Source organism: Paenibacillus lactis (assembly GCF_017873605.1).
Lineage (GTDB): Bacteria > Bacillota > Bacilli > Paenibacillales > Paenibacillaceae > Paenibacillus_AQ > Paenibacillus_AQ lactis.
Window position 1 is genome coordinate 186,085 of record NZ_JAGGKI010000004.1, and the last position, 21,790, is coordinate 207,874.

The following is a 21,790-nucleotide window of genomic DNA, read 5'->3' on the forward strand; positions in this document are numbered from 1 at the left end:
GATTTTGCGACATTTCATGAGCGAAGAACACGTTAAGCTCCTCCCCGAATCCATCCTTTCATGCTTCGTGAAGCGGACATGCCTCGTTATCAAAAATTATGCAGCCTGATCCCCCGTGGATGGTGGGTGAACTACTTGCTTGTGACTTTAAAGTACAATGCACTACATGCGGTGGTTGATTTCACTCCCCTATGTTAAGGAGATGCATGAATGGTTCTTCCGATTCCTGTTGTTACGGAGGTGGGGATATCCGCCTGCAAAAGCGAACGAAAGTCTATGCTTCCGGTCGCTGCCTTCTGTTCGGAATGCGACGGAAAAGCTATTCCCTTCTTCAGATACAGTGCTCGCTTACCGTTCGTTATAATCATTCGTATGGTTCTAACTCATCGTCTTCCGATCTCCTGTTCGATGTGTATGTATCCGGCTTTCTATCCACATGTCCGTTGTTTACGATTCCTTCGGTCCAGAGATCATCTTATTATATTCTTATATTAATGAAAGAAAACAACGCATCCGGAGAGGACTCTAATTAACCGACATGCTCCTCTCGTTCCCCGTGCCCGTTTGCTTCTTCGAGATTACGTCATCGGGTGAACGATACGTCATATCCCCCGCAAGCATTTCCCCCGTTGCTTCCTCAACATACGAAAAGGCTACCCCGGGTCATAGACCTTACGGGACAGCCTCTTGTCAAACATCGGATCGATTGGATACCTCACTCGTAAACATCGGGAACGGTTAGCAGCAATGCCCTGCCGCCTTTCGCTACCCGAAGTTCTCTCAGGCGCCTTCCTGAGGTCCTGAAGAAGTATCGCTTATGAAAATCCGTGCCGCTGTGCTCAGCTTAAATGAACCAAATTGCGAAGCGCAGTCAAACGAGCTTTACGATACTACGGTTCCGTCTTCCGCCGGAATCAAAATTTCAAACACGCTGCCGTGCTGCAGAATCGTTAAACCGCGGGATTTGTCGCGCATAACCACGACTTCGGGCTTTTGCGACATTCTTTCCAAATAGTGTTCCGGCGCGTCCCCGGAATGGCTGAAGGTCACGCCTTCCACCTCTTGCTCTTCATTCTCGTTCAGTTGGTTTTGGCTTTCCACCACATGCTCGAAAATATCGGAGAACAATTCAAAGTTGTCGGTATAAACGGAGATGCATTTCATGTGTTATCCCATCCTCTTATCTTGTCTATGTCTTGCTTACTCTCGGCTGTTCCTTATTCTTCCTGACTGCCGATGTTTTCATACGCTTCTTTCCTTCACGGCAGACATCAAGGAGCGGGCAAATCTGGCACTGCGGATTTTGTGCTTTACAGTGGTACCTGCCGAAGAAAATAATCCGATGATGCGTTATCGTCCATTCCTCACGAGGCACCCGCTTCATCAGCTTCTTCTCCACCTCCAGCACCGAGTCCTTCCACGCAGCCAGACCAAGACGCTTGGACACTCGCTCGACATGCGTATCCACAGCGATGGCCGGAACGCCGAAAGCATTCGATACGACGACATTCGCCGTCTTCCGTCCAACGCCCGGCAGCTTGACCAGCTCGTCATGAGCTTCCGGCACCTCGCCGCCGTACTGCTCGATCAGGATCGCGCACAGGTTCTGAATATGCTTCGCCTTATTACGGTATAAGCCGATCCGCCGGATATCCTGCTCCAGCTCCTCGAGCGGCACCGATACGTAATCCAGCGGAGTTTTGTATTTCTGAAACAGATCCTTGGTCACTTTATTCACGGTTTCATCCGTACACTGGGCGGACAGCAGCACAGCGATGGTCAGCTCAAACGCATTGCTGTGATTCAGTTCGCAGTGTGCATCCGGAAACATCGTTGCCATTGTATCCAGAATATGACGTACCGTTGCCGCATTCATAATATGAATTCCCTCCCGCAAAAAAAAATCTTGATGCGAAGAAGCCCCCGCATCAAGACGGTGTGTCTCAAGTAATCCCCGGATGATAAATCCTACTGTTTTACAATCTCCACAACGACACCGTTGTTCAGGTACAGTACAATATTATCATTTTCCTTCAGGGATTGCACGGATAAAGTCGTGTCACCTTGATGAACAAATACTTTATCCGACAGGGCGAAGCGATAGTTATCGTTGATCGATTTGCGCTTCACCTGGATTTCGGAATTGCTGGACTGCCAGAAGGAGCGCTCCAGCTTTTCCATCACATTAATAATCGTCACGCCTTGAATATCCTTACGGATTTCAACGCGATCTGAAGCGGCAAGCGTGCTCAAGTTCGTAGCCGTCGAGCCGTTGCGGACGACCTTCACTCCTGCGCTTACCCCAATGGCTTGACTGTTGCCGGCATAATCCTTCACGGTCACCACATTACCGGATGCGTCCACATTCGTGATCTCGCCAAGCGTCAGCTTCACTTCAGATATGGCCACGGCCGTGTTACCTTGAAGAGATATGTTGACCAGCGTGCCCGGACGGAGGTCGGCAAGCAGGATAGCCTGACCGCTCTCGCCCGTCAGCGTTGCTTTATCGGTATAAATATCGCTGGTCGTTCCGTTTGCTTTTACACGAATCCGGTTCTTCGAAGGCTCCGTAAAGACAACCTCGAACTGGGCTGCCGTCTTCACTTTTAACGTCTGCAGATAATCCTGGTTGGTCGACAATTGAGCTGACACTTCGTCACCTACTCGGACATCCGCCAGCGATGCGGAAGATTTGCCGAAAATTTCAACGATCAGCGTGGTGTTATACGGAATTTCTTCCACTTTACCGTTCGCGTCCACAATCGAGATGATTTTCTTGGACGTATTGATGCTGCTGACCTTGCCTTCGACCTTGTATACGACTTCCAGCGACAGTGCCCGGGTCCCGATCACCGACACGCTCACTTTGCGTCCTGCGCCCAAGAGCGGCTCCACTTTATCGAGCGTCGTTCCCGTGCTTGCTTCGAGCTTCGTCTTCTCATCCAAAATGATGACCCGCGGCTGGTTATTCGCATCACGAACGGTCAACCAACGCGTCTTTGGATCATAGTTCACGATGGTAGCGGCATCGAGCTGTTCCATCTGCCGGCCGGTTACCTCAATCTTGGTCACTTGCTCTTCCCCATTGATCGTCAGCAAAACCTTGTCTCCGGAAACGGCATCTGCCAGCAGATCCGAGAGAACCGGCTTCGCTACGCCGCTGACGATAATCTCAGGCTTGTCAGCCAAAAACTTCGTTTCGAGCTGCGTGCTGCCATTGCGCTTGTAGGTGATCGTCTTGCCGTTCTCTTCAACCGCATACAGCATGCCTTGAACGGTACGTTCTACGCTTTGCGCAACTTCCACGGACTGAAGAACGCTGTTCTCCACCGAGAATTTCACCGTGTAGCCCGCCTTCAGCTCAGCCGGAGTCAGAATTTGATTCTGGTAACGGATCACGGTTTTCTCGTCCCAGGCAAACGTATCCTCGTATCCTGTGCTGTCCTTCAGAGTGATCGTCTTATTTACGGTGTCGATGCTCGTGATGACGCCCTCAGACGACTTATTCACCAGCCCGCTCTTAACGCGAATCGATACGATTCGTTTTTGCGGGCTGAAGGTTTCGCGCTCGATGGTAAGCAGGCTGCCTGCTGCAAGGGTCTTCGGATCAATTTTATTCCCGTTTTGATCGAGGAACAGCGTATTGGCATCATAGCTCAGCTCCTCAAAGGTGCTGCCTGTATCGAACCAAATGACATGATTTGGCGACAGTCGTGCATATGTACGCTCGAAACGCTCCACTTGCTGTGCAGGATCCGTGGTTTCCACATAAGCCGCAGTTCCGTTATTCGCTACGACCACAACCTTCGTATAAGGTTTCAGATCGGAGAATTGCTGTCTCTTCGCGGAATCCGAAGTAAAGTACGCGGTCGATGCATCCAGCTTGAACGATTGCAGCTTGCCGTCAACGTACAATTCGAGCTTGCCATTATCCAAGGAAGCGATATAGCCTTCGTATTGGTTGGCATATTTCGTATCGATATACGCTTGCGCACGGCTGAAGAACGTTGCCAGCTGGGCTCTAGTCACAGCTCCTTGCGGATCGAACTTATTGCCGTTGACGCCCTGGGCCAGCCCTAACTCTACCGCTACGTTCACATAGCCAAGGCGATCCGGAGAAATTTTGGCATTATCTGCAAAGCCTGTCGCATTATTCTTGGCGGCATTTGCCTCCGCGGTACGTCCGATGGAACGCACCAGCATTTCGGTAACCCATTCCCGCGATGCCTTCTGCGCACCCCAGATGACCTTTTCGTCCGAATAACCGGACTCCTTTTGCTTGTCGAGCAGGTTTTGCTGAAAAGCCAGTTGAACGTACTGCGTGAAATAATCGTTAACTTTAATATTTGTCGGTAATGTCGCAGCGCCGCTGCCTAGCTGATCCTGCATGCTTAAAAAGCGGATCGCCATCGTCACAGCTTCCTGCTGTGTAACCGGATCATTCGGTCTGAACTTTCCGCTACTCCCCGTTACGATCCCTTGTGCCGCCAACTGATAAATGTACTTTTCTCCCCAATAGCCTGCAGCGACATCACTGAATGCTCTTAGGCTTGATTGCGTTGTGCTTGCTGCCGTGCCTCCCGACGTTTCATTTGCTGATACGGCGGAAGCGCCGCCCCCCAATGCTATAAGTCCGGCCATGACGGCGGAGACCACTTTTTTGGAATGAATATGTTTGCTGTGTCTAAGTACCATTCTCTTTCCCCTCTCCTAACTACTGCTTCATCATATACTACTATTCGACAGCAGATCGTGATCTCCTTCAACCATCATTACCGAGTCATCGGATTTTCCATATCGACGTGCCCCATCAAGGACTCCGTCTGCTGTCCGTCGACGAGAAGCTGGATCGATTCCACCTCGTCGAACTGGAAAAATGTCTTCTTGAGCGCATCGACAGCAAACGACTCTCCGCCGGCCCCCAGATTGGCTTCGTCCGGAACGGCTACATCAATCGTCAGCTTGCCGCTTTCGAATTGTACCGAATGAAGCTGGATTTTCTCCCACAGCGGAAGCTTGTCCGCATCGCTGCTCTGCTGGAGCGTCTTGAATGCGGCCTCGTATTTCCCAAGCTCATCCTTATAGGAAATCTCAGCCGTACCTTCGACCAGCTCCATCATCTCGGGGTCGGTATAATACGCTTTGATGCTCTGCGTCTTCATTTCGGGCGCAGTCGCTTCGTTTCCGGCTCCTGACGTCCCGCCCGAGCCGTTCGTCACGCCGCCGCTTCCCTGGCCTGTCTGATCTTCGGGTGCAGGAGTTACCTGCTCCGGCGTGTCGTCCGGCGCAGCTCCGGGCTTCTGTCCGCAGCCGGCGCCGATCAGCATGACGGCTGCCAGAAATCCGGCCGACCATATTTTTTTGTTCAAAATCGCCACCTCCTGCAAATTACGCTGGACTCGTCTCATCAATTCACATTCAAATAATTTTTAATACCGCGAACAATGGCAGCTGCCACACGATCCTGGGTTGCGGGATCAAACAGCTTGCTCTCGTCGGTCTTGTTGCTCATGAAGCCGACTTCCAGCAGCGCTCCCGGCATCTTCGTCTCGCGAATGACATGGAAATTGCCGTATCTTACTCCGCGGTCCTTCAAGCCCATGGCCTTGACGATTTCTTTGTGCAAGGCGGCTGCCAGCGCTTTGTCGGATTGGTCGTAATAATACGTTTCCGTGCCCGTTGCGGCGGAAGGGCCGCTGTTCGCATGTATCGATATGAAAACGTCCGCTTTCAGATCGTTCGCCAATTTTGCGCGATCCTTCAGCTCGAGAAATTTATCCGTGCTTCGGGTCAACACAACATCAATATTCGGTTCATTCGCAAGCAGCTTCTCGACCTTCAGCGCCATGGCAAGGTTGAAATCCTTCTCCCTCTTCTTCGTGACGCCGATTGCCCCCGGATCATGATCACCATGACCGGCATCAATCACGACGATCTTTTTGCCGCTTGTACCCGGTGATGGATCTGTAGCAGCAGTCAGTGCCACGGTCAAGATCTCGGAGCCGTTCTCAAGCCCGGAAACCGTATAGTTTGCCGGTTGGTTCAGATCAAGCACGATCCTAACCGTGAGAGGGCTGCTGTTATAGAGAGAATAACGAACCGACTTCACGTCGGAGTACCCGGACACCGCCATCTGTCCGAATTTGTTCACTTCGTCATAATCGTTCATGGTGCCGAAGCTGTCAGAAAACTCCGTATTGACCATATCGATGACGATACGGTCCGGATTGCCCAGCTTCGAAATGCTCGGTTTGGCATTGCCTGTGACAGCAACCATCAGTTTATTGTCGCTGAAGCTTATGCCGTCTACCGTGGCCGTGTGGGCCCCATCGGCTCCATCCGGGTTGCTTCCTGCATTGCCGGAAGTCAAATGCACCGATTTTGTCCCGTTGTCCCATCGAACCTGCATCCCCATCTGTTCACTGACAAATCGAATCGGAACGATCGTCGTCCCGCCTCGAAGAACCGGCGCTTTGGTCATTTGGACCCGCTGCCCGTTGATGTCGGCATACTGGCTTCCGATAGTCATCGTTACTTTCTGGGATCCGTCTTGGACAGTTACCGTTTTGGTTGCCTTACTCCAATCAACCTGAAAGCCAAGATTCTCGGATACGATTCGAATCGGCACCATGACCGTCCCATTGATGTTTTCCACCTTGGCACCCGATGACACATTGATTTGTTGACCGTCCAGGTAAATTTTTGCGCTGTACGAACTTGCATCCGCCATCTTAGGAAACGCAATCATCATGACAACCAGAAACAATAAAAAACCGAACTTCTTCATCCTTCACCCCTACCATCCTATTATTTTGCCATAGATTGGCGTTTCTGCAATCGGCCTGTCCGACATTACCTGACAAACTTTAGACGCTGACCCTGGCTGAAAGTTGCGAAATTGTTCCCATATTACCAAAAAAACTCCTACTTCATCACTGAAATAGGAGTTTCGGCTTTCATATATGAGAAACCAAGTAGTTCAACAGTATTATTTTCGAGTCATAGGATGTTCAAGCTCCACATGCCCCATCAAGCTTTCGATCTGCTGTCCGTCGACCAGCAGTTCGATCGATTTGACCTCTTCAAATTGGAAAAAGGTCTTCTGCAAGGCGTCAATGGCGAACATTTCGCCTCCCGCGCCCAGATTCGCCTCAGCCGGCTTGCTGATGTCGAGCGTCAATGCACCTTGATCGAACTTTAACGATTTCAACGTAATTTTATCCGACCATAACGGGTTAAGGGATGCGTCAGAGCTCGTTTGGAGAGCCTCGAATGCTTTTTTATACTTATCCTCGTCACCCGAGTAGGTGATCTCACGGCTTGCCTCTTTAAGCTCCATTACCTCTGGGTCGGTATAGTAGAGCTTGATGCTCGACTTATTCTCAGGGTTGACGGCAGCATCTACCTTCTCAGGTTCAGTCGGAGGCGTATCCTTTCCGCTGGCCGGTGGTGTTGTGCTTTCCCCGCCGGACGCAGTCTGGCCTGTTCCCTCCGGTGCTCCAGCGTTAACCGGTTCTACTGCCTCATCCTCGTTATCTTGACCAGCCGCCTGATCGCCTGGATCCGCCTGATCCGCATCCACGGTCTGTTCCGGAGTATCGGCGGGGGCTGCAGCCGGCTTCTGGCCGCAGCCTGCGCTAAAAACAAGCAGCAGCGCCAGCATTCCTGTCATCCAATATTTCTTGTTCATCGTTGTGTCCCCCTCTAGGTTCATAAAATCTTGTACAGGTAATTGTACGTGAAGGAAGTATTCAGGTCTCATCATTTTTTTATCCGTCCTATGTAAGTAGCTGCGGTTCGATGAGCCTCAAGTAAAAACCTCACTTAAGATATTCTTTTATACCCTCAACAATACCTTGTGCAACACGATTCTGAAAATCTTCGTTAAACAACTGGGCTTCATCACCCTTATTGCTCAGGAAGCCGATTTCGAGGAGGACCGCCGGCATCTTCGTTTCCCGGGTTACATGCAGGCTGCTGTATTTAACGCCCCTGTCGAACAGCCCAGTCGCTTTGGCCAAATGCTTGTGGATCACATTGGCGAGCTGTTTGCTCGCATCTCTCGTATAATATGTTTCCGTGCCGTTCGGACTGCTGGACGTGCTGCTGTTGCCGTGGATCGAGACGAAAATGTCCGCTTTCAAATCGTTGGCGATCTTCACCCGATCCTTGAGTCCTAGCGTGGAATCATTGCTGCGCGTCATCACGACTTCAATGTTCTTCTCATTCTTAAGCAGGGCCTCAACCTTGAGTGCCAGGTCAAGGTTCATGACCTTCTCCGATTTGCCCGTCACGCTGGTCGCCCCCGGCTGACTGCCGCCATGTCCGGCGTCGATGACCACAATCTTCTTGCCGCTTCCGGATACCGGAGGAACAGGCGGTATCACCATATCTCCCTCTGCATTCAGATCCACGATCGTCAGCCCCGATTCATGAGTCACCCCGTAGCTCGCGGGTCCGTTCAAATCAATGACAACCCGTACTGTTGACGGGCTATGGCTGAAAAGCGCAAACCGGATCTTGGCTACGTCGGGATAATCCGTTACGGCCATCTCGCCGCCGCTGCTGGGATTCATTACGTGATCGGCCAGAAAGGCTTCGGAAAATGCCGTATTCGGCAAATCCACCACGATGCGGTCCGGCCCCTTCATCGGAAATACACTCGGAGCAACCGTTCCCTCTGTGGAGATCATCAAACGATTGTCGCTGAAAGAAATCCCAGTCAAGGTCGATAAATCGGCGTTATTCCCAGGAGCAGACGAGTCCGTCCCCGAACCTCCTCCGCTCCCCGGCGAGGTACCTGCATCCGGAGACGAAGGAACGGGCGATGTCAGGTAGACCGCTTTTGCTGCGTTGTCCCACTTGACGTCCAGGCCCATTTGTTGGCTGACGAAGCGCAGCGGGACCAGCGTCGTGTCCCCGCTTAATACCGGAGGAAGATTTAAATCGACCAGTTCGCCGTCCAGCTCCGCTTGAGCGTTGCCGACAACCATGCGCACGCTCTTGTCGCTACTCGACACCGTCACCGACCGCGAGGACTTGTCCCAGCGCACGTCAAATCCGAGGTTCTCCGATACGACCCGGATCGGTATCATCACATTTCCCTTGATGTTGTCGACTTTGACGCCGGACGACAAATTCAGCTGCTGTCCGTCCAGATAAATGGCTGCGCCGGAAGAAGCCGCGTCCACGGACTTAGGAAACACCAGCAAACATAGAATCAGCGCCAACAAAAAACCTAACTTCTTCATGAATCCACCTCGATCATCCCATGATTGAATTTTCTACATATAGAACCGACATACCGACAAACCGCCACTTACAATCTATCATTTATGTAAATCGGCATTTTCGGAGAAAAAATGTACCGGACAAATACCGACATTCACGCTCTTCTGTGAACAATTGCTGCATATTACTTCCATCATACCAAAAAAAACTTCCATTTCCTACATAAGAAATGGAAGTTTAATAATCTTGTAATCTTTTGACGAGCAAACCTTCGCAATTAGGCAAACAGACGGGATGCGTGCTTCTTCTCGTAAGCGTCGATCTCGCTCTCGTGCTGGAGCGTCAAGCCGATATCGTCCAAGCCCTGAAGCAGAAACTGGCGGCGGTGCTCATCAAGGTCGAAGTCGATATGAAATCCTTGATTATCGGTAATCGTCTTGCTCTCAAGATCGACGTTCAGCTGATAACCGGCATTGGCATCGGTGCGCTGGAACAGCTCTTCCACCTGCTCCTCGGAAAGCTTGATCGGCAGAATGCCGTTCTTGAAGCAGTTGTTATAGAAAATATCGGCAAACGACGGTGCAATGACAACGCGGAAGCCGTAATCCAGGATTGCCCAAGGCGCATGCTCCCGGGAGGAACCGCAGCCGAAGTTTGCCCGCGAAATCAGGATCGAAGCGCCTTGATAACGCGGCTGGTTAAGCGGGAAACTTTCAATTTCCTCCCCCTGCTCGTCAAAGCGCCATTCATAGAACAGGAACTGCCCAAACCCTGTGCGCTCGATCCGTTTCAGAAATTGCTTAGGTATAATTGCGTCGGTATCGACATTCACGCGGTCGACAGGCGCCACGATACCGGTTAATTTCGTAAATGCTTGCATACGTTTCTCCTCCGTCCTCTTAGCTTACAACTTCTTCAGCAACAAAATTCCAGTCGCGAACATCAACGAAATGGCCTTTCACGGCCGCCGCTGCCGCCATGGCAGGAGATACGAGATGCGTTCTGCCGCCGCGGCCTTGACGTCCTTCGAAATTCCGGTTCGACGTCGAAGCGCAGCGCTGTCCTGGCTGAAGCACGTCCGGGTTCATCGCAAGACACATGCTGCAGCCCGCTTCACGCCATTCAAAACCGGCTTCGATGAAAATTTTGTCAAGCCCTTCCTTCTCGGCTTGGAGCTTGACGCGTCCCGAGCCCGGAACGACGATTGCCGTCACGTTATCCGCCACTTTGTGGCCTTTGGCAACCGCCGCCGCTGCACGCAGGTCTTCGATGCGTCCGTTGGTGCAGGAGCCGATGAACACGTAATCGATCGGAATTTCCGACATCGGCGTACCAGGAACGAGCGCCATGTATTCAAGCGCCTTTTCAGCAGCTTTCCGTTCGTTTTCCGTCTTGAAATCGGCCGGATTCGGAACGGTTGACGTAATGTCGGTTCCCATGCCCGGGCTTGTTCCCCAGGTTACTTGCGGAATCAGCGATTCAACGTCGAATTCCACAACCTTGTCGAACTCGGCACCCTCGTCGGTTACGAGCTCTTTCCAAGCTGCTACAGCCTCATCAAAGGCTTCGCCTTGCGGCACGTATTGACGTCCGCGCAAATATTCGAAGGTCGTCTCATCCGGTGCGATCATCCCTGCTCTCGCTCCGCCTTCGATCGACATGTTGCAGACCGTCATCCGCTCTTCCATCGACAGCTCCCGGATCGCCTCGCCCGTGTATTCAATGACGTATCCGGTCGCAAAATCCGTTCCGTATTTTGCGATGACGCCAAGAATCATATCCTTAGCCGTTACGCCTGGATTGCGTTTGCCTACAAAGCGCACTTCCATCGTCTTGGCTTTCGCCTGCTGAAGGCACTGCGTTGCAAGCACATGCTCAACCTCGCTTGTGCCGATCCCGAAAGCTAGCGCTCCGAATGCCCCGTGCGTGGAGGTGTGGCTGTCGCCGCACACGATCGTTTTCCCCGGATGCGTCAGTCCCAGCTCCGGTCCCATGACGTGAACGACGCCCTGATCGATGGTGTCCAGATCAAACAGCGTTACGCCGAAGTCCTGGCAGTTCTTGGTCAACGTATCGATCTGCTGCTTGGAGATCGGATCCGTAATGTTATAGCGGTCCTTAGTCGGCACGTTGTGGTCCATCGTAGCGAATGTCAGCTCCGGACGGCGCACTTTGCGGCCGCTGAGACGCAGTCCCTCGAACGCCTGCGGCGAAGTCACCTCGTGAACGAGATGCAGGTCGATGTACAAAATGCCCGGTTTACCCTCTTCCTGATGAATAACGTGATTATCCCAAATCTTCTCGAACATTGTCTTCTTACCCATCAATATCACCCCATTGTTCTATCGTCCATTGACAGGATGACCGCCCTTGATCGCCTTGTGGTACAAGCTTTGCAGCGCATCATCCTTACGTTGATAGTAATATATCATTTCCATCTTCATTGTTCCAAGATATAATAACTATAGATGTAATAGGATACAGCTATAACGGGGTGATGATCTTCATGGAACTTAGACAACTGCAATATACGCTGCAAATCGCAGCGGACAAGAACTTTTCCCGGGCCGCGGAGAAGCTCCACATCGCCCAGCCCTCGCTGAGCCAGCAGCTGTCCAAGCTGGAGAAGGAGCTTGGCGTTCTGCTGTTTCAGCGCAACACCAGCTCGGTCGAGCTGACGCACGCAGGCGCAAGCTTTGTGGAGCATGCCCAGAAGATCATGGACGCGGTCGAGCAGCTGAAGCAGGAGATGTCCGACATTTCCCAGCTTCGCAAAGGCAAGGTCGTCGTCGGCAGCATGCCGATCACGGGGTCCCATCTGCTGCCAAGGGTTCTGCCGGCGTTCAAGAAAGGGTATCCGGATATTGAAATCACGCTCCTGGAGGACACCTCCATGAACCTGGAGAAGCTGACGGCGAGCGGCAAGGCTGATCTGAGCCTGTTGGCGCTCCCGCTCACCGAGCCTTCGCTATCCTGGATTCCGATCGGCGAAGAGATGATCGATCTCGCGGTTCCGCCGCAGCATAAGCTGGCACGGCGGGCGGCGCATGACCCGCTCCGGCCGATTTCCCTTGATGAAATCCGGGACGAGGAATTCGTGGTGCTGAAGAAGGGTCAGGGCTTTCGGAAGCTTACATTCGATATTTGCCGCGAAGCAGGCTTCGAGCCGAAGGTGGTGTTCGAGAGCAATAACATCGAAACCTTGCAGTCCCTGGTCGCTACGGGCATGGGGGTTACTCTAGTCCCGCGATTCATTGCCAGAGCGAAGCGAAGCGAGTTTATCCCCGTCTATCTGCCGCTTGCCGAGCCGGTCCCCAGCCGGACGCTAGTCGTTGCCTTCCGCAATGGACGGTATTTGTCGAAGGCGGCGGACGCCTTCATCGATACCTTCAAGCAGGTCATGGATAAACTCGTGGTGGAAAGCGTACGTGAGTAATCGGGAGTCCGTCCTGATTCATCCGAAATCGGAAACGGGTTCCTTCTATTCGTATAAACCCGCAGCAAAGGGCCCTTGCCAAGGTCAATGACCTATAACAAGGGCCTGCTTTTTTTATTTTTCTCTGTCCTAGTACCGTGCCTGCCATCCTAACCTGCGAAAGAGCGTCAGCTGCCGTGAATTTTGATCGGCGAGCTATTTTCGCAGATTGTGCTGGTCGATCATCCGATTTTGCTCATCCGCCGTGCGCGATTGATCTTGTAAGGACTCGTTCCTGCTGTTGCTTCCGCCGCCCGTTACTTGCTCGACGAAGCTGCGAAACTGCGCCTTCTGATCTTCCTGCTCAATGCCGCGGCTGTCGAATTGGTTGTTCTCTGCCATGCGTTCGAAAACCTCCTCTCAGTCGGATTACCCATAGTATACCCGCCTGACCGCATATGAAACTGAAATTTCAGGTGCGCATCCTTGCTTTCTTTTGCTTTGGATTTTTGCAAAAACCTTACTTAAAATACAAGTGAGGCCTCCGGTCCTCGAACACCGGAATCCGCCCCTTCACTTCACCTGGTAGGGTGCAATCCAGCGTGCCGGTGACGATGGATTCCTCTTCACCGCCTTCGGCAATCACTTCACCCCAAGGATCGATCAGCAAGGAATGCCCGAAAAACTCCGTCTCTCCGCTGCGGCCGACCCGATTGCAGGCAACGACATACATTTGATTCTCGATAGCCCGGGCCGTCAGGAGCGTCCTCCAGTGATGGAGTCTCGGATGCGGCCACTCGGCCGGAACGAACAACACGTTCGCGCCTGCCAGCGCCAGCGTACGGGACAGCTCAGGAAATCGGACGTCATAGCAGATCGATGCCCCGGCTTTCAAGCCCTCCAGATCAAAGGTGACCGCTTCCTCTCCGGCATGAAGAAACTTCTCTTCATCCATCAAACGGAACAGATGCATTTTCGAATACCTTGCGGTAATCTCGCCATCCCTTCCAAATACGTACATCGTGTTGTATATCCGATCGCCGATCTTCTCCGCTACCGATCCGCCTACGATATGAACGCCATGCCGCTTGGCGAAGTCGCTCAGCCGCCGCTTCGTCTCCTCCCCGTTCGGGTCGGCAAGCTCTCCAATCCGGTCCAGCGCATACCCGGTATTCCACATTTCCGGCAGCACGATCACGTCCGGCCTTTCTTCTGCGGATACGGCCTTCTCCATCATCGCCGCCAAATGGTTCGTATTGGCGCCCGGTTCGCCTATCTCGATATAAGCTTGAATGAGCGCGATATTCAATTGAGGCTTAGCTCCTCCAGTCACTTTCGGTTCCCCCTTGTCATGCCTATATTCTTTTGAATTAGGAATCAGGTCAAATACTCATGGTTTAGCGCAAGCGGTCCTTGTCCAAACGAACCCTCGGCTGTTCTTGACATCATCATAGCCCCGAAGGGCCTGCCGCCGCAACCCTGTACGCCATTTCCCTCTATACACCCCGGATAAATCGTGATAAATTAATGCTAATTGTTTTAAGACCGCTGATACAACCATGCATAATGAAGGGGAATCAAGCGCAATTCAATAACCGGAGTGATGAATCCGCCATGAGCAAACCTAATCAACCATTCCATATCGAGCCGGCCGAGATAATGCCGACGCTGCCGACCCAGTTTTTCGCGACGCTGGTCTCGAATGTCAACAGGCAGGTGGCCCAGGGTCACGACGTCATTAATCTCGGCCAGGGGAATCCCGATCAGCCGACGCCTCCTCATATCGTGGCAAGCCTGAAGGAGGCAGCCGACAATCCTCAATATCATAAATACTCGCCGTTTACCGGCTATTCGTTTCTTAAGGAAGCGATTGCCCATCGTTATAAGGAGGATTATAACGTGGATCTGGATCCGGAAACCGAGGTCGCCATTCTGTTCGGCGGAAAGACCGGGCTCGTCCAGCTCCCGCAAGTGCTCCTTAATCCCGGGGACGTCTGTCTCGTGCCCGATCCGGGTTATCCGGATTACTGGTCCGGCGTTGCTCTTGCCCGCGCTGAAATGAAGTTTATGCCGCTTACGGCGGACAACGGCTTTCTTCCCGATTATAGCCGCATCGCCCCGTCCGACCGGGAGCGGGCTAAGCTGATGTTCCTGAACTATCCGAACAACCCGACCTCGGCGGTAGCTCCCCTGTCCTTTTACGAGGAGACCGTGGACTTTGCCGCAAAGCACGGAATCGTTGTGGCCAGCGATTTCGCTTACGGCGCGATCGGCTTCGACGGCAAGCAGCCTGTCAGCTTTCTGCAGGCTGAGGGAGCCAAGGACGTCGGCGTGGAGTTCTATACGCTGTCCAAAACGTATAATATGGCCGGCTGGCGGGTTGGCTTCGCTCTCGGGAACGCGAAGATCATCTCGTTGATCAACCTGCTTCAGGACCATATTTACGTCAGCTTGTTCGGAGGAATTCAGGCAGCAGCGGCTACTGCCCTGACTGCCCCCCAGGATTGCGTCCAAACGCTGGTAAGCCGTTATCAAAGCCGGCGGGACGCATTCTTCGCAGCGTTGTCGGAGATCGGCTGGGATGCGCCGAAGCCGGCAGGCTCGTTCTTTAGCTGGCTGCCTGTTCCCAAGGGCTATACGTCCGTTGCGTTTGCAAACCTGCTCCTTGAGGAAGCCAAGGTTGCCGTTGCCCCGGGAGTCGGTTTCGGCGATCACGGCGAAGGGTATGTCCGCGTCGGTCTGCTGAGCAGTGAGGAGCGGATGCAGGAAGCGGCATATCGAATCGGCAAGCTGGGCCTCTTCTAGAAGCTTCGTTTTTGCTTTGAAAAAACGGCATCAATATGATATTCTTGCAATACATGAACATTGAATCGTCAAACGCGATGACGGGACCAGTACGAAAGCATACGGCGCGCAAACCAGAGAACGAGCTCCACTGGCTGAGAGGGCTCGGCGCGGCCCCTTTCCGAAACCTACCCCCGAGCGGCCTGCTTCAAGCAGGACAGCGCCTTCTGTTACAAGGCCAAAGCCGGATGGGCATGAAATAGCTCATCAATAAAGGTGGTACCGCGGAAGACTAGCTTTCGTCCTTTTTCAAGGACGGAAGTTTTTTTATTTCTATGATCATGCATCCATCAATGCTAGAGACTAAAAATACGTACAAGGAAGTGATTGCGATGAGCTCACGCATCGTCGTCAAGATCGGAAGCAGCTCCCTCACAACCGAGGAAGGCGGCTTGAATCTGGATTCCGTCGCCTTCTTCGCTGCCGAGCTGGCAGCCCTGCGCGGTGCCGGCCATGAGGTTCTCCTCGTGACCTCCGGCGCGGTTGCCGCAGGCTTCCGGGAGATCGGCTATGAGAGCAGGCCGAAGCTGCTTCATGAGAAGCAGGCCGCGGCTGCGCTCGGCCAGGCGCTGCTGATGAGGGCATACCAGAATGCCCTAGCGGAGCACCGGCTGAAGGCGGCGCAGATTTTGCTGACCCGGACTGATTTTGCGAACCGGAAGCGCATGAACAATGCGAATATGACCATTTCGGAGCTGCTGAAGCAGGGCATCATACCGATCATTAACGAGAATGACACCGTCTCGATTGATGAGCTGAAATTCGGAGACAATGATACGCTTTCCGCCCTCGTGGCTAACCTCGTTCGAGCGCAGCAGCTCATCATCCTGACGGATACCGACGGGTTGTATACGGCGGATCCGCGCAAATCTCCCGATGCCACCCGGTATGAGGAGATCGAGGAAATTACCGAAGAGATATACGGCATGGCCGGAGGCGCAGGCACCAGCGTCGGTACCGGCGGGATGCGTTCCAAGATCGACGCAGCCAAAATCGCAACGCGCGGCGGCGTTCCGGTCTTCATCGGAAGAGCGGACGCGGCGGGAGATCTGCTGCTGGCCTACGAGCATCAGGGGAAGGGCACGTATTTCGCAACACAACTCTCCTCTCTGCCGATGAAAAAACAGTGGCTAGGCTTTATGTCATCTCCCTTGGGACGGATCATCGTCGATGAGGGCGCGGAGGAAGCGCTCCTTCACGGCGGGCACAGCCTGCTGCCGGTCGGCATCAAGCGGCTGGAAGGCAGCTTCCATGCCGGAGATGTCGTCGAAGTGCTGAACATGAACCGGGAACGGCTCGGAAGGGGCATCGTCAATTATGACGAGGAGCAGCTGCAGGCCGTCATCGGCTTGCCGAGCAGCCGCGTGTTCGAGCTGATCGGCGACGTGCACCGGCTTGAGGTGATTCACCGGGACGAATGGATTACCCTGAAATAACGATGATTGGATCATAACGATCGCTTGATTATAAGGAGGAATGAACCGTGAGTGAAGTAAGGGAAAAAGCACAGCTTGCCAAACAAACCGCCGCCGTGCTCGGCAAGCTGACCACGAATGAAAAGAATAAGGCTCTGCTTGAAATGGCCGACGCGCTGATCGCGCGCGCCAGTGATATCATGGAGGCGAATGCCGAAGACCTCCGGCGCGGCAAGGAGAACGGAACGTCCTCCTCCCTGCTGGACCGGCTTGCGCTGAATGAAGAACGGATCCTCGGCATTGCCGAGGGGCTGCGGCAGATCGTGGAGCTTCCGGACCCGATCGGCGACACGCTCGAGACGATTGAGCGTCCGAACGGCCTGCATATTGTAAAGAAACGCGTCCCTCTCGGCGTCATCGGCATCATCTATGAAGCCCGCCCGAATGTAACGGTGGACGCGGCGGGACTCTGTCTAAAGACGGGCAACGCCGTCGTGCTCCGCGGGGGCTCCTCCGCTCTCTCGTCCAACCGCAAAATCGTGGAGGTCCTCCACGAAGCGATGGAGCGGACCGCGCTCCCTGCGGCATCCCTGCAGCTCATCGAGGACGCGAACCGCTCGTCCGTTGACGAGATGCTGAAGCTGAACGGGCTGCTCGATGTCATTATTCCTCGCGGAGGCAGCTCGCTGATTCAGAATGTCGTTATGAATTCCACCGTGCCCGTCATTGAAACAGGTGCCGGCATCTGCCATACGTATATCGACGAGTCGGCTCAGCCCGACATGGCTGCCGCGATCAGCCTCAATGCCAAGGTTCAGCGCCCTTCGGTCTGCAATGCGATGGAGACGCTGCTCGTCCATGAGGCGTTTGCCAAATCCCATCTTCATTCCTTGGCCGAAGCCTTCAAGGAACGGAATGTAGAGCTTCGCGGCTGCGCGCGCACGCTGTCTTATGCACCTTGGGCCCGCGAAGCCTCTTCCGAGGATTATGCGACCGAGTACAACGACTATGTTTTAAATGTTAAAATCGTGGACGATCTCGATCAGGCTCTCGCGCACATTGCAGAATACGGCACCAAGCATTCCGAATGCATTGTGACGGAGAATGGGCAGAATGCCGAGCGCTTCCTTCAGGAAGTCGATGCCGCCGCCGTGTATCATAATGCGTCGACGCGCTTTACCGACGGATTCGAATTCGGCTTCGGGGCCGAAATCGGTATCAGCACCCAGAAGCTGCACGCCCGGGGACCTATGGGCCTTCCTGCGCTTACTTCCTCCAAATATGTTATTATCGGTAGTGGCCAAATACGAGAATAAAAATACATTCATTCATATCATCCATGAAGGAGGAAACCTACTATGTGCCAAACCCCACAGAACCGCCCGCTGATCGATAAAGCCATTACATTTTACGGGGCGGGCTCGATGGCTGAAGCGATCGTGAAGGGCCTTGTAACCCGCCATGTCGTACAGCCCGAGCGCATTACGATGCTGAACCGCAGCAATGTCCAGCGTCTCGAGGAGCTCAGTCAACGCTACGGCGTCCAGTTTAACAGCGATGCGGACGCGAAACATCAAATTCTCAAAACCTCCCCAGTCATCGTGCTGGCCATGAAACCAAAGGATGCTGCAAAGGTATTGAAGGAGCTAGGGTCGATGCTGTCCGCCGATCAGCTGATCATTTCGGTCATTGCCGGCCTCTCGATTCATACGACCCAAACGCTGCTCGGCACGAATCAGCCAATAACACGCACGATGCCGAATACGTCCGCTTCGATCGGACTGGGCTCGACCGGCATCTCCTTCTCCAAGGAAATCAGCGAGGAGCAGCGCCAGCTCGTCCTTACATTATTTGAAGCGGTGGGCCAGGTGACCGTCATTGAAGAGGAGAAAATGGACATTCTTACCGGCATCTCGGGAAGCGGTCCAGCTTACTTCTACTATATGATGGAAGCGATGACGGCTGCCGGCATCCGCGGCGGCTTATCGCCTGAACAAAGCCGCGACCTGACGCTCCAGACGATTCTGGGCGCAGCCCGAATGGTGCAGCAAACCGGCGAGCAGCCGGCAGCCCTACGGGCAAAAATCACATCGCCGAACGGCTCCACGCAAGCAGCCCTTGAAACGCTGGACCGCGGCGATTTCTTCGAGACGGTCATCGCTGCCGTCAACCGCTGCGCAGAGCGCTCCAAAGAAATGGGCGCGATGCTGAAGGAGCAAGCCCTATGAGCCGTTCAATCGCAACCTACAGAATTTATGACGACCAGGCGGATTTTCGTAAAAAGGCGACCTCCATCGCCGTTGGCATGACGGTCGGGAGCTGGACCGAGCTGCCTGCGGCCAAGCAGGAAGCCATGCAGAAGCATCTAGGCGAAGTGGTGGACATCCAGGTCCATGAAGGCTGGGAGCCCGGCAGCCGTTATGCCGATATCAGCATCGCCTATCCGGATATCAACTTCAGCCGGGACATTCCTGCCCTGCTCGTGACGGTATTCGGCAAGATATCCATGGACGGCCGCATCAAGCTGACCAACCTGGATCTTTCGCCGGAATTCCTGTCAGCATTCCCGGGTCCGAAGTTCGGGATCGACGGCGTGCGCGATCTGCTCGGGGTTCATGACCGTCCGCTCTTGATGAGCATCTTCAAATCGGTGATCGGGCTAAGCGCAGATGAGCTTAGGGAGCAATTCATTCGCCAGGCCCTCGGCGGCGTTGACCTGATTAAGGATGATGAAATCCTGTTCGAAAATGAGTTGACCCCGATCGAGACACGGGTTCGCTTATGTATCGAAGCTGCCCGCGAGGTCGAGCAGCAGACGGGCAAAAAGCTGCTGTATGCAGCTAACCTGACAGGACATACTTCGAAGCTGCGGGATCAGGCGCTGCGAGCGATCGACGCGGGCGCCAACGCGCTGCTGTTCAACGTCCTGTCCTATGGGTATGACGTCCTGCACGAGCTCGGCTCCGATCCGGACATCAACGTGCCGATCGCCGCCCATCCGGCTTTGGCGGGGGCCATCTACCCGTCTCCGTATCACGGAATCGCCGCGCCGGTTCTGCTCGGCCAGCTGATGCGGATCGCCGGCGCCGACCTGGTCCTGTTCCCGTCGCCTTACGGCTCGGTCACGATGCCGCGGGAAGAGAATCTCGGCATTCGGGACGAGCTTCATACCGTCAAGCTCGGCGTCAAGCGGAGCATGCCGGTTCCGTCGGCAGGCATCCATCCTGGACTCGTGCCGCGTATTATCCGCGACTTCGGTATGGATGTCGTGGTGAATGCCGGCGGAGGCATCCATGGTCATCCGCTGGGCACTGAAGCCGGCGGAAGAGCCTTCGTTCAGGCGATCGAAGCGACGATGAAATCCGTGCCGCTTGCCCACTATGCGGAGGAGCATGAAGAACTGAAAGCCGCGCTGGACATCTGGGGAGGAGAAGCATGACAGCTCAAGGAAAAACGCCCGTCATTTTTTGCGATTTTGACGGAACGATCACGAACAACGACAATATTGTAGCCATTATGAAGCATTTCAAACCGGAAGGCTATGAGGGAATCATGAAGGATACGATCGAGCGGACGATCTCGATCCGGGAAGGGGTCGGGCGGATGTTCGCCCTCTTCCCTTCCTCCATGAAAGAGGAGATTACATCCTTCGTGCTCGAGCATGCCGGCATCCGCGAAGGCTTCGGCGCTTTTCTTGAGTATCTGAAGCAAGAAAGCATCGAGTTTTTCGTCACGAGCGGCGGTATCGATTTCTTCGTCGATCCGATCCTGAAGCCGTACGGCATTCCGGCAGACCATATATTCTGCAACGGCTCCAATTTTGAGGGGGACACGATCGAGATTACATGGCCGCATCCATGCAAGGATTCGTGCACGAACGATTGCGGCATGTGCAAGGTTACCGTGATGGACCGATTCCCGGCGGATCAATATTACCGGATTCTGATCGGAGACAGCCTCACCGATTTCGAAGGGGCCAAGCAGGCCGATCTGGTGTACTCGCGCTCCACGCTCACGGAGCAGTGCCGGAAGTTGGGCGTGCATCATGTGCCGTTCGAGACCTTTACCGACATCTATGCCGATCTGAACGACAAGCTGAAACAGGGGGTGCTGTGATATGGCATTTGCCGATATCCTGCTGGAACAAAAACAAGCAGCCCTTGACGACCTGCGCGGCGTCAAGGAGCTTTTTGCCTCGCGCAACTGGTTTCCCGGAACAAGCGGAAATCTCTCGGTCCGCGTCGGCGACTTTACGCCCGAGGAGTTTTACTTTGCCATAACCGCGAGCGGAAAGGACAAGTCCGTACATACGCCGGAGGATTATCTGTTTGTTGACCGTAACGGGAAGCCGTGCGAGACGACCGGGCTCAAGCCTAGCGCCGAAACCTTGATCCACTGCGAAATTTATCGCAAGACCGGCTGCGGGGCCATTTTCCATGTGCATACGATCGACAACAACCTGGTCAGCGAATGGTACGGTGATCAGGGCTTCGTTCCTGCGCAGGGCATCGAGCTGATCAAGGCGTTCAATATTTGGGAAGAGGATGCCGCCATCTCCATACCGATTCTGCCCAACTATGCGGACATCCCGAAAATCGCGGCGCTTGTCCCGGATGCTCTTGATCCCTCCGTGCCCGGGATCCTTCTGCGGAATCACGGCATCTATGCCTGGGGGCGGAACGCCTTCGAGGCGAAGAAGCATCTGGAGGCGTTTGAATTTATTTTTGAATACACCTACCGCCGCCTTCTCCTGAACGCTGCAGGCAGTAACCAGGCAAGGTAAACCCTAACCCTAAGTGAGCGAGCCCGGGCGCCGGGCAACCGCTTTAAACTAAGTCCGCTACGCCCCCGATTGTTTCTAGGCGCTCGGGGCACATAGCGGGCA

The 21,790-nt window shown here is 53.9% G+C and carries 19 protein-coding genes; 8 read left to right on the forward strand and 11 right to left on the reverse strand.

All coding sequences use genetic code 11. The annotated features are described in order from the left end of the window. Positions 1-882: 882 nt before the first annotated feature. The 9 genes from J2Z18_RS09425 to leuC form a co-directional block, all read right to left on the reverse strand. The gene (locus J2Z18_RS09425) at positions 883-1,164 is read right to left on the reverse strand and encodes a hypothetical protein (RefSeq protein WP_007129898.1); all 282 of its coding nucleotides are present in this window, start codon (positions 1,162-1,164) and stop codon (positions 883-885) included. Between the two features lie 25 nt (positions 1,165-1,189). After that, a complete protein-coding gene (gene nth / locus J2Z18_RS09430; RefSeq protein ID WP_007129897.1) occupies positions 1,190-1,876 on the reverse strand; it encodes an endonuclease III in 687 nt (228 codons plus the stop codon). A 92-nt stretch (positions 1,877-1,968) separates the two neighbouring features. Then, the gene (locus J2Z18_RS09435) at positions 1,969-4,695 is read right to left on the reverse strand and encodes an S-layer homology domain-containing protein (protein WP_007129896.1); all 2,727 of its coding nucleotides are present in this window, start codon (positions 4,693-4,695) and stop codon (positions 1,969-1,971) included. A 77-nt stretch (positions 4,696-4,772) separates the two neighbouring features. Next, complete coding sequence (locus J2Z18_RS09440; RefSeq protein ID WP_210094610.1) at positions 4,773-5,369, reverse strand: GerMN domain-containing protein; 597 nt, start codon at positions 5,367-5,369, stop codon at positions 4,773-4,775. A gap of 38 nt (positions 5,370-5,407) precedes the next feature. Then, positions 5,408-6,787, reverse strand: a complete 1,380-nt coding sequence (locus J2Z18_RS09445; protein WP_210094611.1) for an N-acetylmuramoyl-L-alanine amidase family protein — start codon at positions 6,785-6,787, stop codon at positions 5,408-5,410. A gap of 201 nt (positions 6,788-6,988) precedes the next feature. After that, positions 6,989-7,690, reverse strand: a complete 702-nt coding sequence (locus J2Z18_RS09450; RefSeq protein ID WP_007129893.1) for a GerMN domain-containing protein — start codon at positions 7,688-7,690, stop codon at positions 6,989-6,991. Between the two features lie 130 nt (positions 7,691-7,820). Further along, on the reverse strand, positions 7,821-9,251 hold the full coding sequence (locus tag J2Z18_RS09455; RefSeq protein WP_007129892.1) for an N-acetylmuramoyl-L-alanine amidase family protein: 1,431 nt from the start codon (positions 9,249-9,251) through the stop codon (positions 7,821-7,823). A 257-nt stretch (positions 9,252-9,508) separates the two neighbouring features. Next, a complete protein-coding gene (leuD, locus tag J2Z18_RS09460; protein ID WP_028403587.1) occupies positions 9,509-10,111 on the reverse strand; it encodes a 3-isopropylmalate dehydratase small subunit in 603 nt (200 codons plus the stop codon). A gap of 19 nt (positions 10,112-10,130) precedes the next feature. Beyond that, positions 10,131-11,555, reverse strand: coding sequence for a 3-isopropylmalate dehydratase large subunit (gene leuC / locus J2Z18_RS09465; protein ID WP_028403588.1), 1,425 nt, complete (start codon positions 11,553-11,555; stop codon positions 10,131-10,133). A gap of 182 nt (positions 11,556-11,737) precedes the next feature. Here leuC and J2Z18_RS09470 point away from each other — a divergent pair, with 182 nt between their 5' ends. Further along, positions 11,738-12,667: a LysR family transcriptional regulator gene (locus J2Z18_RS09470; protein WP_040738633.1), complete on the forward strand. Its 930-nt coding sequence runs from the start codon at positions 11,738-11,740 to the stop codon at positions 12,665-12,667. A gap of 195 nt (positions 12,668-12,862) precedes the next feature. On the opposite strand, the gene J2Z18_RS09475 is transcribed toward J2Z18_RS09470, so the two are convergent. Beyond that, complete coding sequence (locus J2Z18_RS09475; protein ID WP_007129888.1) at positions 12,863-13,048, reverse strand: hypothetical protein; 186 nt, start codon at positions 13,046-13,048, stop codon at positions 12,863-12,865. Between the two features lie 118 nt (positions 13,049-13,166). Beyond that, entirely contained in the window at positions 13,167-13,979 is an 813-nt protein-coding gene (locus J2Z18_RS09480; protein ID WP_028403590.1) for a carbon-nitrogen family hydrolase, read from the reverse strand. Positions 13,980-14,260: 281 nt separating this feature from the next. Here J2Z18_RS09480 and J2Z18_RS09485 point away from each other — a divergent pair, with 281 nt between their 5' ends. The 7 genes from J2Z18_RS09485 (at position 14,261) to J2Z18_RS09515 (ending at position 21,688) form a co-directional block, all read left to right on the forward strand. Then, positions 14,261-15,451, forward strand: a complete 1,191-nt coding sequence (locus J2Z18_RS09485; protein ID WP_210094612.1) for a pyridoxal phosphate-dependent aminotransferase — start codon at positions 14,261-14,263, stop codon at positions 15,449-15,451. Between the two features lie 371 nt (positions 15,452-15,822). Beyond that, positions 15,823-16,926 carry a glutamate 5-kinase gene (gene proB / locus J2Z18_RS09490; RefSeq protein WP_245255921.1) on the forward strand — a complete coding sequence of 368 codons (1,104 nt, stop codon included), beginning with the start codon at positions 15,823-15,825 and terminating at the stop codon, positions 16,924-16,926. 47 nt (positions 16,927-16,973) lie between these two features. Then, complete coding sequence (locus J2Z18_RS09495; protein ID WP_210094614.1) at positions 16,974-18,221, forward strand: glutamate-5-semialdehyde dehydrogenase; 1,248 nt, start codon at positions 16,974-16,976, stop codon at positions 18,219-18,221. A 42-nt stretch (positions 18,222-18,263) separates the two neighbouring features. After that, positions 18,264-19,133, forward strand: coding sequence for a pyrroline-5-carboxylate reductase (gene proC, locus J2Z18_RS09500; RefSeq protein ID WP_210094615.1), 870 nt, complete (start codon positions 18,264-18,266; stop codon positions 19,131-19,133). Next, complete coding sequence (locus J2Z18_RS09505; RefSeq protein WP_028403594.1) at positions 19,130-20,344, forward strand: 2,3-diketo-5-methylthiopentyl-1-phosphate enolase; 1,215 nt, start codon at positions 19,130-19,132, stop codon at positions 20,342-20,344. Before proC ends, J2Z18_RS09505 begins: the two co-directional genes overlap by 4 nt. Further along, positions 20,341-21,021, forward strand: a complete 681-nt coding sequence (locus J2Z18_RS09510) for a 2-hydroxy-3-keto-5-methylthiopentenyl-1-phosphate phosphatase (RefSeq protein ID WP_007129881.1) — start codon at positions 20,341-20,343, stop codon at positions 21,019-21,021. The genes J2Z18_RS09505 and J2Z18_RS09510 overlap by 4 nt, the downstream gene beginning before the upstream one ends. 1 nt (position 21,022) lies before the next feature. Then, entirely contained in the window at positions 21,023-21,688 is a 666-nt protein-coding gene (locus J2Z18_RS09515) for a methylthioribulose 1-phosphate dehydratase (protein ID WP_007129880.1), read from the forward strand. Positions 21,689-21,790: the final 102 nt, after the last annotated feature.